The 13,960-nt window shown below is 51.0% G+C and carries 12 protein-coding genes and 3 tRNA genes; all 15 read left to right on the top strand.

The window, feature by feature from the left end:
- The first annotated feature begins 158 nt into the window (after positions 1-158).
- The 15 genes from HMPREF1246_RS07770 to HMPREF1246_RS07695 all read left to right on the top strand — a co-directional run bounded on the left by HMPREF1246_RS07770 (position 159) and on the right by HMPREF1246_RS07695 (position 13,838).
- Positions 159-234, top strand: a tRNA-Lys gene (locus HMPREF1246_RS07770).
- Positions 235-242: 8 nt separating this feature from the next.
- Positions 243-317: transfer RNA gene (locus HMPREF1246_RS07765), tRNA-Glu, on the top strand.
- An 8-nt stretch (positions 318-325) separates the two neighbouring features.
- A tRNA-Val gene (locus HMPREF1246_RS07760) sits at positions 326-401 on the top strand.
- Positions 402-520: 119 nt separating this feature from the next.
- A complete protein-coding gene (locus HMPREF1246_RS07755) occupies positions 521-988 on the top strand; it encodes an NfeD family protein (protein WP_021737194.1) in 468 nt (155 codons plus the stop codon).
- Entirely contained in the window at positions 985-1,980 is a 996-nt protein-coding gene (gene floA / locus HMPREF1246_RS07750; RefSeq protein ID WP_009015944.1) for a flotillin-like protein FloA, read from the top strand. The genes HMPREF1246_RS07755 and floA overlap by 4 nt, the downstream gene beginning before the upstream one ends.
- A 12-nt stretch (positions 1,981-1,992) precedes the next feature.
- On the top strand, positions 1,993-2,355 hold the full coding sequence (locus HMPREF1246_RS07745; protein WP_021737189.1) for a hypothetical protein: 363 nt from the start codon (positions 1,993-1,995) through the stop codon (positions 2,353-2,355).
- Positions 2,356-2,461: 106 nt separating this feature from the next.
- Complete coding sequence (locus HMPREF1246_RS07740) at positions 2,462-3,124, top strand: HAD-IA family hydrolase (protein ID WP_016459653.1); 663 nt, start codon at positions 2,462-2,464, stop codon at positions 3,122-3,124.
- A gap of 81 nt (positions 3,125-3,205) precedes the next feature.
- Entirely contained in the window at positions 3,206-4,498 is a 1,293-nt protein-coding gene (locus HMPREF1246_RS07735) for an HlyC/CorC family transporter (RefSeq protein ID WP_051296793.1), read from the top strand.
- 218 nt (positions 4,499-4,716) lie between these two features.
- Complete coding sequence (locus HMPREF1246_RS07730) at positions 4,717-5,379, top strand: M48 family metallopeptidase (RefSeq protein ID WP_021737207.1); 663 nt, start codon at positions 4,717-4,719, stop codon at positions 5,377-5,379.
- Entirely contained in the window at positions 5,376-6,335 is a 960-nt protein-coding gene (locus HMPREF1246_RS07725; protein ID WP_021737204.1) for a serine hydrolase, read from the top strand. The genes HMPREF1246_RS07730 and HMPREF1246_RS07725 overlap by 4 nt, the downstream gene beginning before the upstream one ends.
- Positions 6,332-7,720 (top strand): NAD(P)/FAD-dependent oxidoreductase, encoded by a 1,389-nt coding sequence (locus tag HMPREF1246_RS07720; protein WP_021737203.1) that lies wholly within the window; start codon positions 6,332-6,334, stop codon positions 7,718-7,720. The genes HMPREF1246_RS07725 and HMPREF1246_RS07720 overlap by 4 nt, the downstream gene beginning before the upstream one ends.
- A 6-nt stretch (positions 7,721-7,726) precedes the next feature.
- Complete coding sequence (locus HMPREF1246_RS07715) at positions 7,727-8,002, top strand: DUF1294 domain-containing protein (RefSeq protein WP_021737178.1); 276 nt, start codon at positions 7,727-7,729, stop codon at positions 8,000-8,002.
- A gap of 98 nt (positions 8,003-8,100) precedes the next feature.
- The gene (locus HMPREF1246_RS07710; RefSeq protein ID WP_021737186.1) at positions 8,101-11,517 is read left to right on the top strand and encodes a DNA polymerase III subunit alpha; all 3,417 of its coding nucleotides are present in this window, start codon (positions 8,101-8,103) and stop codon (positions 11,515-11,517) included.
- A 505-nt stretch (positions 11,518-12,022) separates the two neighbouring features.
- Positions 12,023-12,814 (top strand): electron transfer flavoprotein subunit beta/FixA family protein, encoded by a 792-nt coding sequence (locus tag HMPREF1246_RS07700; protein WP_016459649.1) that lies wholly within the window; start codon positions 12,023-12,025, stop codon positions 12,812-12,814.
- Between the two features lie 13 nt (positions 12,815-12,827).
- Entirely contained in the window at positions 12,828-13,838 is a 1,011-nt protein-coding gene (locus HMPREF1246_RS07695) for an electron transfer flavoprotein subunit alpha/FixB family protein (protein WP_016459648.1), read from the top strand.
- Positions 13,839-13,960 lie beyond the last annotated feature (122 nt).

The following is a 13,960-nucleotide window of genomic DNA, read 5'->3' as shown; positions in this document are numbered from 1 at the left end:
TGAAAAGGCTCCTTTGAAGGGGAGGAGAAGGGACGTTTTGTCCATAGGGAATCCAGCAAGACCCTGTAAAAATTTTTTTCAAAAAAAGAAAAAAGTACTTGCATAAAATGACCTCATGCTGTATTATATACGAGTAGTCACTTTTCAGTGACTGACGTGGTCCGCTAGCTCAGCTGGTAGAGCACCTGACTCTTAATCAGGGTGTCCAGAGTTCGATCCTCTGGCGGATCACCATTTTTTTTGGCCGGATGGTCAAGCGGTTAAGACACCGCCCTTTCACGGCGGTATCGGGGGTTCGATTCCCCCTCCGGTCACCAACTTTGATGGGCGCTTAGCTCAGCTGGGAGAGCGTCTGCCTTACAAGCAGAATGTCAGCAGTTCGATCCTGTTAGCGCCCACCAACTCCCGAGAATAAGACCTTTGGATGATTCCAGAGGTCTTTTTTGCTGCTTAAAAAAGGAATTTCCCGTATGTTGTAGAATATAGAGGTAAACGCCTCTGATAAAAGGAGGGATTCCTTATGTTTATGACGTTTCTTCTAATCGGCGTCGTCTTGCTCATGGTAGAAGCTGCAATTCCCGGATTTGGGATTTTTGGCGTGACCGGTCTTTTCTCCCTCTTGGCCGCTCTCTTTCTCTATCTTGGCGGTGGGGGACAGGCGCTTTTCATTGTCGGTGCCCTGCTTTTTTTGACCCTTGTCCTAGGCTATTGGTTCTTTCACAAAGGCCCGCACAGCCGCATTGGCCGCCGCATTACCTTAGGACTGCGCTTTACCGCCGATAAAGGCTATGAAGCCACTGAACGCCTACCCCAGATGGTGGGACAGACGGGAACGGCGGAAACGCCCCTGCGCCCATCCGGACGCGTCGCAATCCACGGGGAGCCTTATGATGCCATGACCCGCGGGGAATTCTATGAGGCCGGCACACCGGTCAAAGTCATTGCCGTCAGTTCACGGCAGCTCGTTGTTGAAAAGGAGGTCCCATGATTGCTTTATTGAGCAGTTCCTTCGTTGTCCTGATTCTTTTTGTCCTCATTGTCCTCTTTCTGCACTTTGTGCCCCTTGGTCTTTGGGTGTCCGCTCTTGCCGCCGGGGTCAACGTGGGAATCTTTACCCTTGTTGGGATGCGGCTGCGCCGTGTTGTGCCCTCAAAGATTGTCCTGCCCCTGGTGAAGGCCAATAAAGCCGGTCTTGATGTCAATGTGGATCAACTTGAAGCCCATTATCTTGCCGGTGGGGACGTGGACCGCGTTGTTGATGCCCTCATTGCAGCGGAACGGGCTGCCATCCCCCTTACCTTTGAACGGGCTGCCGCCATTGACCTAGCTGGACGCGACGTCCTGGAAGCCGTGCAGATGAGCGTCAATCCGAAAGTCATTGAAACCCCGTTGATTTCAGCCGTAGCCAAAAATGGGATTGAACTTAAGGTTCGGGCCCGTGTTACGGTTCGTGCCAATATTGACCGCCTTGTTGGCGGTGCCGGGGAATCGACCATCATTGCCCGAGTCGGAGAAGGCATTGTCACCACGGTAGGTTCCTCGGAAGAGCATACGGACGTCCTCGAAAACCCGGATCATATTTCCCGCACGGTCCTTAGCAAGGGACTTGATGCTGGCTCAGCTTTTGAAATCCTTTCCATTGATATTGCCGATGTTGATGTGGGACGCAATATTGGTGCCCAGCTCATGACAGACCAGGCCGAAGCCGATAAGAACATTGCCCAGGCAAAAGCGGAAGAACGGAGGGCTATGGCTGTGGCCAAGGAACAGGAAATGCGTGCCTATACGCAGGAAATGAAGGCCAAGGTCGTCGAAGCCCAGGCTGAAGTTCCGGCTGCCCTGGCGTCCGCCCTGCGTGAAGGACACCTGGGTGTCATGGACTATTACCGCATGAAGAACATCAATGCCGATACGGCCATGAGGGAGCAGATTGCAGGCGGTGAGCCCCTGCAGGGAGTGGATCATCCAAGTGAAGAGTAAGGAGGCCGCCGCATGGATCATTTCATTTTCTTTATCTTCCTCGCTTTTATCGTTTTTTCCAATGCACACCTCATTGCGCGAAAAAAGCGTCCTGTCCTCAAGGAAAAGCGGCCTCTGCGGATAAGGTCAAAAAAGCGGCCGCATGAAGCCCCCGTTCCTTGTGATGGAGCGGCGGCAGTCCTTGCGGAAAGTAAGGACCGCGGTCCCCTCAAAGAAAGCCTTGAGGAGCTAAAACCCAGCGTTCAGTTAGTCCCGAACCAGGAGGACCTGAGAGAAGCTCAAAAAGCCGTCCAGACAGCGCATAGGCGCCACAGCCGGCAGCAGAAACTGCGGGAAGGCATTCTATGGAGTGTCATTTTAGAGAAAAAATGGTAGAATAGATAGGACCTTTGCTTTTGCTGACGGGACTGCGGCACTGCTGCAGCCCCGTTTTCCTGTCACTTTGATGGGGCCCTGCCCCTTTCTTGAAAGGAACGTACCTATGAAAGACGTGATATTCTTTGATCTTGACGGAACCCTCACGAAATCGGAGGAGGGAATCATCCGCTGCGTCCAATATGCGCTCAGGGAACTAGGCATGCCGGTACCTGCGAAAAAGGACCTTTTTTATTTCATCGGACCGCCCCTTGTCGATTCTTTCCTGACCCTTCCTGGGTTTACCGAAGCCATGGCCCTTGAGGCGACAGCCCTGTACCGGAAACGCTACACTGCAATTGGCATCTTTGAAAATGAACTGTACCCAGGCATTACGGACCTATTGGAGGCGCTTGATGAGGCGGGGTTCCTGCTTGCTACGGCATCGGCCAAACCGGAAGTTTTTGTGCGTCACATTACCGATCATTTTGGCCTTACGCCTTATTTTCGGGAAATTGGCGGTGCTTCCTTCGATGCCTCCCGACGAACCAAAAGTGCAGTCATCGCAGAGGTCCTGAACCGGCTTGGCCTTCAAAAGACAAAGGAACGCGTCCTCATGGTGGGGGATACGGCCTATGATGTTGAAGGTGCCCGCAAGATAGGCATCGACTGTGTAGGGGTAACCTACGGCTACGGAAAGGAAACGGAGCTTGCCGCTGCTCATCCTCTTGGGCTTGCTGCTACGGTAGAGGCCCTCAAGGACGGTCTTTTGACCCATGCCTTTGGCTGATGACGGCAGGCTCCTGATTTGACCTTGCTTCCCACTTTTTCTATAATAAGGGGAATCATCATCCTAAAAGGAAGTGTCACTTTGGAAAATCTTGAAATCCCATCAGGGATCCTTGCCCTGATCCTTGTTCTTTTTATCTTTTTTTCGGCGTTTTTTTCAGCGGCGGAAACCGCGCTGACCGGAAGCAACAAACTGCGGCTCAAGAATATCGCCCGCACGGGTGATAAACGGGCGAGCATCGTGATGAAACTCCTTGACAGTTTTGACCGGACGCTCACGACCATCCTGATTGGCAATAATGTCGTCAACATTGCTGCGGCCTCCTTGGCTGCTGCCGTCTCAACAGCCTATATGGGAGCTTCGGGCCTTGCCCTTGCTACGGTGCTGACGACAGTCATCATCCTGATCTTTGGAGAAATCATTCCTAAAGACCTCGCTAAGGATCAACCTGAAAAATATGCCATGAAATCGGCGCGGCTCCTTTCCGTCCTCGTCCTCCTATTTATTCCCTTTACCTTTTTGTTCCGTATCGTCAAAAAGGCCATGGGACGCTATGCTTCCAAGATGCCCCCTCGTTCTGCTACGGAAGAGGAACTCATGCTCATGGTTGATGAAGTGGAAACAGGGGGCTTCATCAAGAAAGCGGACAGCCTGCGCATCAAGTCAGCCATTGAATTCAGTGATATCCGTGTTCGGGAGATCATGACGCCTCGTGTCGACATTGAAGCCATCGATATTTCTGAGGGGAACAAAGCGGCCCTTGCCATTTTTTCAACAAAAGGATTCTCCCGTCTTCCCGTTTTTAAGGACGACTACAGTGAAATCATCGGGGCCGTCCATGCCCGTGATTTTTACGCGTCCTATCTCAAAGATCCCGATTTTGACCTCAAGACCATCCTGAAGCCTGTGGTTTTTGTCCATACTTCGACAAAAATTGGCCTTGTCATTCAAAACTTGCAGAAGGCCAAGGTGGAAATGGCTATTGTTGTCGATAGTTATGGGACCATTGACGGCCTTGTGACAACCGAGGACATTGTTGAAGAATTGGTCGGTGAGATTTGGGATGAACATGACCGCATGACTTCATCTTTCCGCAAGATTGCCCAACATACGTATCTTGTTAACTGCGATTCCAATGGACAAAACGCGAACCTCTTTGATCTTTTCCGCTACCTGGACCTTGATAATGCTGTCTATGGCCTGGAAAATAATTCCATCAGCGGATGGGTCATTGAGCGTCTGGGCGAAATTCCCGAAAAAGGGGCTTCCTTTGACGAAAAGAATCTCCATGTAACGGTGACGAAGACGGATGCCCACCGCGTGAAGGAAATTGTTGTTGAAGTGCGTCCCATAAAAAATGAAGAAGATAGCTGAACCGTACCTGATCCAACTGATATGTTGGGCTTGCTTCTTCTAAAAAAGCTTTTTCAAAACCTTCCGTTACGTTGGGCGGAGGGTCTTTTTTGCCTCCCAAAAGGTCTTGGAATCATGTTTCTGACGCCTAGAACAGAGCTTTTTTCCTGACGGAGTCACAGCGCTGCTAAAATATTTTTCCCGTTTCAGGAAGGACATTGTGTTATAATAGAATGGCTATGGTATCTTCAAAACTTGTTTTTTCACGCCGAAGGACCCTTGCCCTTGAAATCGACCGGGACGGTCAGCTCATCGTGCGGGCCCCTTACGGGACGCCAAAAATATATATTGATCGTTTTGTAGCGGAAAAAAAGGAATGGATTGAGACGCACGCCGCGAGGATGCGCCGCCGCCGCGCCCGCTACGGAGCCCTTACTCTGAGGGAAGGGGAGACCCTTCCTATCTTGGGAAGGAACGTGACGCTTCGCATGACGGAAGAAAATGGCATTTCCTTCAAGGAAACAAGCGGGGAACTCTTTTTTCCTGTGACTGCGGCAAAGGTGGACCTGCAGCGCTATTTGTGCGGGCTTTTAAAGGAGTTTTTACAGCGCCTTGTCAGCCGTTACGCTGCCCTTATGCAGCTTCCCGCACCGCCCTTTTCTTTATCCAAGGCACGGACACGGTGGGGTTCATGCAGCAGCCGGGGACATCTGCGCTTTAATTGGCATCTTGTTTTTTGCACGCCGTCAGCGGTGGAGTATGTGGTTGTCCATGAATTGTGTCATCTTTTTTCCATGCATCATGACCGCGTCTTTTGGTCTTACGTAGAAAGCTATCTTCCTGACCGAAAAGTACGGGAAGGATGGCTCAAACAAAACCAGGGGGTTATGGAAATCTTATGAGTATCAACAAGCGGATTCTTTTGTGTCTTTTACTCCTGCTTCTTGTGGGTGGGGTATCCTTTCATCTCATTCATCAGAGCCCTAAATATATTGCCCAGAAAAAGGAAATTGAAAAACAGGAATCCCAACTTGTCCATGATAAGGATACAAAGCTGCCTTATACTTTTCTTAATAATGTCATTGCCCAGTCGGGGGCAACGAGCTCTGTCTATTATAAATCCCTCGATACGGGAGAGGTCTTCTATAACTTTTCGGGAAAGATGCCAGCTGGAGGACTCATCCGGCCTTACGTTGCAGCGGCGCTCCTGGATGCGGTGAAAGAAGGCAATCTGTCCCTTGATGAGACGGTCACCGTGTCAGCCAAGGCACTACGCGAAAAGAGCCCGGCTCTTTCCAAAATCAAGCCGGGGAGTAAGGTTTCCGTCCGCATCCTTTTGGAAGACATGATGCTCGATCAGGATGAAACCGCTCTTTATGAACTCGTGCGCCTTATCGGATGGGATGAAATCAATGCGTACCTTCTTAAAAAAGGGTATGCAGACACCATTTTGGGGAGCCCCGATCTTGTAAAAACGGAAGAAACGGCTGAGGACAAGGAAAAAAGTGAAACCATTTCCTATACCTCTGTCAATGATATGGTCACGCTCCTAACAAGGCTCTATGAAGGAACCTGTGTTTCCAAGGAACTGGATGCCTATCTGTTGGGACTCATGGAAAAACAGAATGATCGGCAGCTTTTAGGTGCCCTGCTTCCGAAGAAACTGCGCCTTGCCCAGGTCTCAACCAGTGAGGGCCGCGTCCAAAACGCAGGGGGCATCATTTATGCCAAGGAAAAATACATCCTTGTCATCATGACGGATAAAGCCCTTCGCAAGGATGAAACCATGAAGACCATCAATCAGATTTCTTCCATTATTTTCAATACGGTCAATGACAAAGAGGTGTTCAAGAAATGAAAAGAGATGTAGCGATCATTGGCGGCGGTCCTGCGGCAATTTATGCCGCTTATGAATTTGCCCTGAAATACCCCGATATAAAAGTGGTGATCCTTGAAGAAGGGCATGCCATTGATTTCCGCAACTGTCCCATCATTGCAGGAAAGACCGAACAGTGTGTCCGCTGCACGCCCTGCAGCATTATGCGCGGCTTTGGCGGGGCCGGCGCCTTTTCTGACGGCAAATATAACTTTACGACGGAATTTGGCGGCTGGCTGAGTGATTACCTGCCGAAAAAGACCGTCATGGAACTCATTGATTATGTCGATGAAATCAACTGCCGCCACGGCGCGCCGGGGGAAGTCTTTTCCACAAAGAACTGTCGCATTGGGAAAAAAGCGCTGGGCTATGACCTGCATCTGCTCAACGCGAAGGTCCGTCATTTGGGGACCGATAACAACCGCCTCCTGATGGGAAGCATCTACCGTTTCCTTTTGGCTCATGGCATTGAAATCAGCTGCGATACCCAGGTGGCCCATATTGAAAAAAAAGAGGATGGCTATCGCCTCCTCATCAAAGGGCAGGAAGAACCGGTGGACTGCACTTACCTCATTGGTGCTCCGGGCCGCGCCGGTGCCGAATGGTTCAGCAAGGAATGTGAACAGTTGGGACTTGACCTGACAAACAACCAAGTTGATGTCGGTGTCCGTGTCGAAGTGCCGGCTCAGGTCTTTGAAGATATCACAAATGAAGTCTATGAAGCCAAACTCGTATATACAACCAAGCAGTATGGCGACAGGGTCCGCACTTTCTGCATGAATCCCAATGGGTATGTCGTTGCAGAAAATACGGATGGAATCGTTACGGTCAACGGGCACTCCTTCAGTGATCCGGCCCGCAACAGCGGCAATACAAACTTTGCCCTTCTTGTGAGCAACAAGTTCACGGAACCTTTCAAGGAACCGCACCGCTACGGAAAACACATCGCTTCCCTGTCAAATATGCTGGGCGGCGGCGTCCTTGTCCAGCGCTTCGGGGATTTGGTCAAGGGCCGCCGAACCAATGCCCATCGTCTCAGCAAGAGTTTTCTTCGACCGACCTTGAACGCCGTGCCCGGCGATTTGAGCCTTGTCCTGCCAAAGCGGCATTTGGACAACATCATTGAAATGATTTACGCGCTCGATAAGGTTGCCCCAGGAACGGCCAATGATGATACGCTTCTTTACGGTGTAGAGGTCAAGTTTTATAGTTCCCGTCTGGAACTTGATGGCAACCTGGAAACCCAGCTGCCCAATTTCTTTGCCATCGGCGACGGCGCGGGCATTACTCGCGGCCTTTCCCAGGCGAGTGCATCCGGTGTCTACGCCGCCCGCGTGATTGGTGAGCGCGCAGCGCGGAAAGGATAAACCGTCATGCGAGCCATCCTCGACCAGCCGCTGTTTTTGGCGTATCTTGCTGTCATCAATGTGGCGGCCTTCTTCATCTACGCCTATGATAAGTACTGTGCCATCCATAATAAATGGCGCGTTCCCGAAAAGGTCCTGCTCCTTCTTGTCGTCTTTGGCGGCGGAATGGGGGCCTTTGGCGGGATGAAACGCTTTCGGCACAAGACGCAGCATATAAAGTTCCGCTTTGGTGTCCCTCTCATCATGTTGCTCCAAGTGGCGGGACTCATCTATCTGAAATAAGGAAAGTCCCGTACTTTTCTGCATCATCCGTTTGAGCTAGGGAAGGTGCTGCGCGATTTTGCGGCATCTTCCTGTTTTTTATTGATAAGGAGTCCCTTATGGATCAATTTGTCCATCTCCATACCCATACGCAGTTCAGCCTCCTTGATGGGGCCTGCCGGATTCCGGATCTTGTCAGTTATGCCAAGGAGCTGGGAATGCCGGCCCTTGCCATTACCGATCATGGTGTCATGTATGGTGCCATCGAATTCTATCAGGAATGCGTCAAGCAGGGAATCAAGCCCATTATTGGCTGCGAAGTCTATATTACAAGCGGTTCCCACACCGTAAAGAATATGGAGGCCCGCGGCAAGCTCTATCATCTGATCCTTCTTGCTGAGAATCGGACAGGGTACCAAAACCTCATGAAGCTTGTTTCCATTGGGCAGGTTGAAGGCTTTTACTATAAGCCGCGCATTGATAAACAGGACCTGCGCAAATATCATGAAGGCCTTATCTGCCTCAGTGCCTGTGTGGCCGGAGAAGTGGCCCGCCACATCGTGCGGGGCGAAAAGGAAACGGCGGAAAAGGTCATGCTTGAGTACCTTGACATCTTTGGAAGGGACCATTATTATCTCGAAATCCAAAATCATGGTCTGCCCGAGGAAAAGGCTGTGGCCGACGAACTCCATCACCTGGCCCGCAAATATAACGTGAAGCTTGTTGCTACAAATGACCTCCATTATGTCCATCAGGACGATGCCAAGGGTCAGGATATCCTCCTGTGTATCCAGACCAATGCCCGCTATCTTGACCCGCAGCGCATGCGCTTTAATAACGACTCCTATTATCTAAAGAGCCGAAGCGAAATGGAAGCTCTTTTCCCTGATGAGGCAGAGGCTCTTGACAATACTCTTGAAATCGCGGACCGCTGTGATCTCACCCTTGAATTTGGGCATCTTCTCCTTCCTGAATTCCCACTTCCCGAAGGGGAGACGAGTATGGATGCGTATCTGAAAAAGCTCTGCGTCAAAGGATTTCAAGAGCGCTATCCCAAGGATGATGGATCGGCTCAAAAGCGGATGGACTATGAACTTGGTATCATCCGTCAGATGGGCTATTCAGGTTACTTCCTTATTGTCTGGGACTTCATCAATTACTGCAGGACCCATGATATACCCGTTGGTCCGGGCCGTGGCAGTGCCGCCGGAAGCATTGTTGCGTACCTTACAGGCATTACGGACATCGATCCCTTGAAATATAACCTCATCTTTGAACGTTTTCTTAATCCGGAACGCGTGAGCATGCCGGATATTGATACGGATATCTGTTATGTGAAGCGCCATTTGGTGGTGGACTATCTGGCCCGTAAATACGGAGAAAGCCACGTGGCCCAGATTGTCACCTTTGGGACCCTGGCGGCCAAGGCGGCAATCAAGGATGTAGGCCGTTCGATGGAAGTTCCCTTGAACGTTGTCGGGCAGGTCAATAAACTTATTCCCAACACACCGGGGACAACCCTTAAAAGTGCCCTTGAAGGAAGCCGGGATCTCCAGCAGCTCGTCCAGAACGATCCCAGCATTGCCCAGCTCATGGACTTTGCCGGCCGTGTCGAAGGCATGCCGCGTCATACGTCGACCCATGCGGCCGGGGTTGTCATTACGCCGGGAGAACTGACCAATTATGTCCCGCTCCAGATTACCTCGACAAGCGATGATGACCATGAATATATCTGTACCCAGTATGACAAGGACTGTTCCGAGGCCTTAGGCCTTCTTAAAATGGACCTTTTGGGGCTCCGGACCCTCACTGTCATTGATGATACGGTGAAGATGATCGAAAAGAATCAGGGCATCAAGCTTGATATCCACCATATTGACCTCGAAGATCCCAAAACTTGTCAGATGCTCTGCGCAGGTGATACGGCGGCCGTCTTTCAGATGGAATCAGACGGGATGACCCGACTGATGAAGGAACTGGGACCGGAATCCATGGCCGATCTCATCCCTCTTGTGGCCCTTTATCGACCGGGTCCCTTAGGAAGCGGTATGGCGGAGGACTTCATTGCCGGCCGTCATGGAAAGCGCACGGCTAGGGTCCTGCATCCCCTTATGGAACCCATTGTAGCCGATACGTACGGCGTCATCCTTTATCAGGAACAGGTCATGCAGATTGTCTCCGTGCTCGGCGGTTTCAGCTTGGGCGAAGCCGATATCCTGCGCCGTGCCATGGGAAAAAAGAAGGCAAAGCTCCTTGACAGCATGAAGGAAAAATTCCTTGCCGGCGCGGCAAGGGAGCACCAGATCAGCCGTCAGCTGGGGGAAGAAATCTTTGCCCTGCTGCAGCACTTTGCTGGTTATGGCTTCAACAAATCCCATTCTGCTGCCTATGCCCTTGTGGCCTACCAGACAGCGTATCTTAAAGCCAATTATCCGGTGGAATATATGGCGGCCTTCCTTAACAGCGTGATCACGGTGGCGGAAAAAGTCAGCTGGTATATCAGTGTCTGCCGCGATATGGGCATCAAGGTCCTGCCGCCTGACATCAATTCCAGTGAAGCCGCTTTTTCCGTTGATGGCGATAATGTGCGCTTTGGCCTTGGCGCCATCAAGAGCGTCGGGGAAACGGCTGTAGCCGTTATCCTCAAGGAACGGGAAAGCCATGGGCCTTTCAAGGACTTTTTTGACTTCGCCAGCCGGGTAGACCTGACCAAGGTCAACAAGCGGGTCGTGGAAAACCTCATCAAGAGCGGTTCCATGGATACCTTTGGTTACCGTCGCCGGCAGCTTCTTGCCATCATGGACCGGGCGCTTGACGCGGCGGCCCAGGACCAGCATGACCGCATGACAGGGCAGCTTTCCCTGTTTGGCGGCGATACGCGGCAGAGCGCGGCGGCCATTCCCATCCCGGACCTGCCGGAAATCCCTAAGGACGAAGTCCTGCGTCTTGAAAAGGAACTCATCGGATTTTACGTCACGGGCCATCCCTTGGACGCGTTCCGCAAGGTCCTTTCGTCCATGACCGGTATTGCCCGTTGCACGGAGGAACACTATCATGACGGCGAACGCGTGACCGTTGGCGGCCTCATTACAGGTGTCCGCATCCGCTCAACGAAAAAGGGGGAGCGCATGGCGACCTTTATGCTGGAAGATTTGACTGGCAGCATCGGCGTCATTGCCTTTCCCCGTACGTATGGGGAGTGCCGCAGCCAGATTGAGGAAGATCAGCCTGTCGCCATTACAGGCATGCTGAAATTTGACGAAGAGACACCGCGCCTATTTGCCAATCGCATTGAACCTTTGCGGGAGCGTGAAAAGGAAATTCACCTTTTCATTGGCAAAGGGCGCAACACGCCCGATGTCCAAGCCCAGCTGGGCGCCATTTTCAGCGCCTTTCATGGGAAAAATCCTGTCTATCTTCATGTGGAAGAGACCCGGCAAGTGATCCGTACGCGGCCCCAGTTCTGGGTGGACGGGAAGGCACCGGGATTTACCGACGCCATCAAAAGGGTCCTAGGGGAGGATGGCCTCCGCTGAGTCATGACTTTTCATTATGGTCCCTGCGATTTTGACAGGGACCATTTTTATCCTTCTCTGGAATCTCCCGTTTCTGTTAGCGGAAGAGGTTCAATGGAAGGACCCTCTTCGGCCAATCAGGAATAGGGGGGGCTTTTCTTATAGGACAAAAGAAGAGGAAGAGGGAGAAAAATGAGTCTCCATGCCTCTTTTTCATTTCTTTCCTGTCGTTTAGAAGGAATACTTCATAAGTTAAATGTTATATGTAACTTCAATGAGTTCAGTAAAATCAGAGCTTTTCTCTTTGCCGATTCTCACAAGATTGGGCAAAATAACCAAGATGTGCGTTACAAGTGGACAATGAATGCGGATATAAAACGTAAATTTTCTCAATTTTGTAAAGAAAATAAAAATAAAGACCATTCCTCCGCTCATAAGAGCCTTCTAACTTGCATGACGCTGGTCTCCGTGTTACAATAAAGCGGTATGGATTGAATATTTCAAGTTTTTAGGAGGTCGCTTTGTAATGAACATCTTTGTATGTGTTAAACAGGTACCGGATACCGCCGAAATGAAAATCGACCCGGTTACCAACAACCTCGTCAGAGACGGTGTCACCAATATCATGAACCCGTATGACCAGTATGCTTTGGAAACGGCTCTGGAAATCAAAGATTCCATGGGTGCCAAGGTTACGGTCATCACCATGGGACCGCCCCATGCTGAATCCGTCCTGAAGGATTGCCTTGCTGTCGGTGCTGATGAAGCTATCCTCGTCAGTGACAGAGCTTTCGGCGGCGCTGATACGCTTGCTACGAGTGCTGCCCTGGCTGAAACCATCAGACATCTTGGGATTCCTGATCTCATTATGTGCGGCCGTCAGGCTATTGATGGTGATACGGCACAGGTTGGTCCTGAAATTGCTGAACATCTGGATCTGCCGCAGGTTACGGCTGCCCTGAAAGTTCAGGTCAAAGATGATAAAGTCGTTGTTGACCGCGACAACGAAAATACGTCCATGACCCTGGCTATGAAGATGCCTTGCGTCGTTACGGTTATGCGCAGCCCTGAACTTCGTTTTGCCAGCATCAAAGGCAAGATGAAAGCCAGAAAGACCCAGGTTCCTGTTTACAGCGCTGACGATCTCCAAATCGACCACAGCATCATCGGTAAAGCCGGCTCCCCGACTCAGGTCATGAAGAGCTTCACTCCGAAAGTTACGCAGGTCCATGGCGAAATCTTCAACGATGAAGATCCTGCAATTGCTGTCGATAAGCTGGTCAACAAGCTGATCGCTGACAAGATTATTACGAAGTGAGGTAGGGATAACAATGGCTAAGAAAACCGGTAACGAAAAAGATTTATGGGTTTATTGCGAACATTACGAAGGTAAACCCGTTCATGTCGTATACGAACTGCTCGGCGAAGTTAGAAAAATGGCCGATAAGTGCCATCAGCGTGTTGGGGCTGTCCTCCTGATTGATGATCCGAAAGACATCCCTCAAGACCTGATCGCTCATGGCGCTGACGTTGTTTACGTTGTCCGTGATCCAAAGTTTGCTCATTATTCCACGGAACTTTACACCAACGCTTTCGCAGAATTGATTACTGAATATCGTCCTAACGCCATCCTTATCGGCGCTACGAATGATGGCCGTGACCTTGGTCCTCGCGTGGCTGCCCGTGAACGTACCGGTCTGTGTGCAGACTGCACCATTCTGGACGTCGAAGAAGACGGACTTGTTGAATGGACCCGTCCGGCTGCTGGCGGTAACATCATGGCCACGATCCTCTGCAAAGAAGACCGTCCTCAGATGGGGACCTGCCGTCCGAAGACCTTCAAGGCTCCGGAAGCTGATCCTTCCCATAAAGGTGAAGTTGTTGAATATACCCTGAAACATCAGATTGAAGACCGCGTTGAAGTCCTGAGAAGAGATCCGGTCGTCACCGAAGGTGAAATGGCCATCGATGATGCTCCGTTCGTCTGCTCCGGCGGCCGCGGCATGAAAGCCAAAGAAAATTTTGCCCTCCTGCAGGATCTGGCCCATGTGCTCGGCGGTGCAGTTGGCGGTTCCCGTGCTGCTGTCGATGAAGGTTTCATCGAACATCCTCGCCAAGTTGGCCAGTCTGGTAAGACCGTTACGCCGAAGATTTACTTCGCCTGCGGTATTTCCGGTTCTGTTCAGCACAAAGCAGGTATGAGTAAATCTGATACCATCGTCTGCATCAACAAGGATCCGGATGCTCCGATGTTTGAAATCTCCCGCTATGGTATCGTTGGCGATGCCCTGAAAGTCCTGCCTCTGCTCACCCAGAAGATCAAGGAATTCAAGGAATCCTAATTAGCGGCACTCCTATGAAGTTTCGTAAAGCCCGAGCCTTTTTGGCCCGGGCTTCTTGCGTTTTCTCTCGAAAAAAGAAGGTCAAGAGATTGCCCTTTTCTGGTCAAAGGGATTTGCCCCGC

It is taken from the genome of Acidaminococcus sp. BV3L6, assembly GCF_000468835.1.
Classification (GTDB): Bacteria; Bacillota; Negativicutes; order Acidaminococcales; family Acidaminococcaceae; genus Acidaminococcus; species Acidaminococcus intestini.
Note: the sequence above shows the minus strand (reverse complement) of the source record. Positions and strands in the feature narration are given on the sequence as shown.

Bases quoted from the DNA above. Each gene is read 5' to 3' on its own strand.
- HMPREF1246_RS07755 (WP_021737194.1), top strand. From the start codon at position 521: ATGTTTATGACGTTTCTTCTAATCGGCGTCGTCTTGCTCATGGTAGAA.
- floA (WP_009015944.1), top strand. From the start codon at position 985: ATGATTGCTTTATTGAGCAGTTCCTTCGTTGTCCTGATTCTTTTTGTC.
- HMPREF1246_RS07745 (WP_021737189.1), top strand. From the start codon at position 1,993: ATGGATCATTTCATTTTCTTTATCTTCCTCGCTTTTATCGTTTTTTCC.
- HMPREF1246_RS07740 (WP_016459653.1), top strand. From the start codon at position 2,462: ATGAAAGACGTGATATTCTTTGATCTTGACGGAACCCTCACGAAATCG.
- HMPREF1246_RS07730 (WP_021737207.1), top strand. From the start codon at position 4,717: ATGGTATCTTCAAAACTTGTTTTTTCACGCCGAAGGACCCTTGCCCTT.
- HMPREF1246_RS07725 (WP_021737204.1), top strand. From the start codon at position 5,376: ATGAGTATCAACAAGCGGATTCTTTTGTGTCTTTTACTCCTGCTTCTT.
- HMPREF1246_RS07720 (WP_021737203.1), top strand. From the start codon at position 6,332: ATGAAAAGAGATGTAGCGATCATTGGCGGCGGTCCTGCGGCAATTTAT.
- HMPREF1246_RS07715 (WP_021737178.1), top strand. From the start codon at position 7,727: ATGCGAGCCATCCTCGACCAGCCGCTGTTTTTGGCGTATCTTGCTGTC.
- HMPREF1246_RS07710 (WP_021737186.1), top strand. From the start codon at position 8,101: ATGGATCAATTTGTCCATCTCCATACCCATACGCAGTTCAGCCTCCTT.
- HMPREF1246_RS07700 (WP_016459649.1), top strand. From the start codon at position 12,023: ATGAACATCTTTGTATGTGTTAAACAGGTACCGGATACCGCCGAAATG.
- HMPREF1246_RS07695 (WP_016459648.1), top strand. From the start codon at position 12,828: ATGGCTAAGAAAACCGGTAACGAAAAAGATTTATGGGTTTATTGCGAA.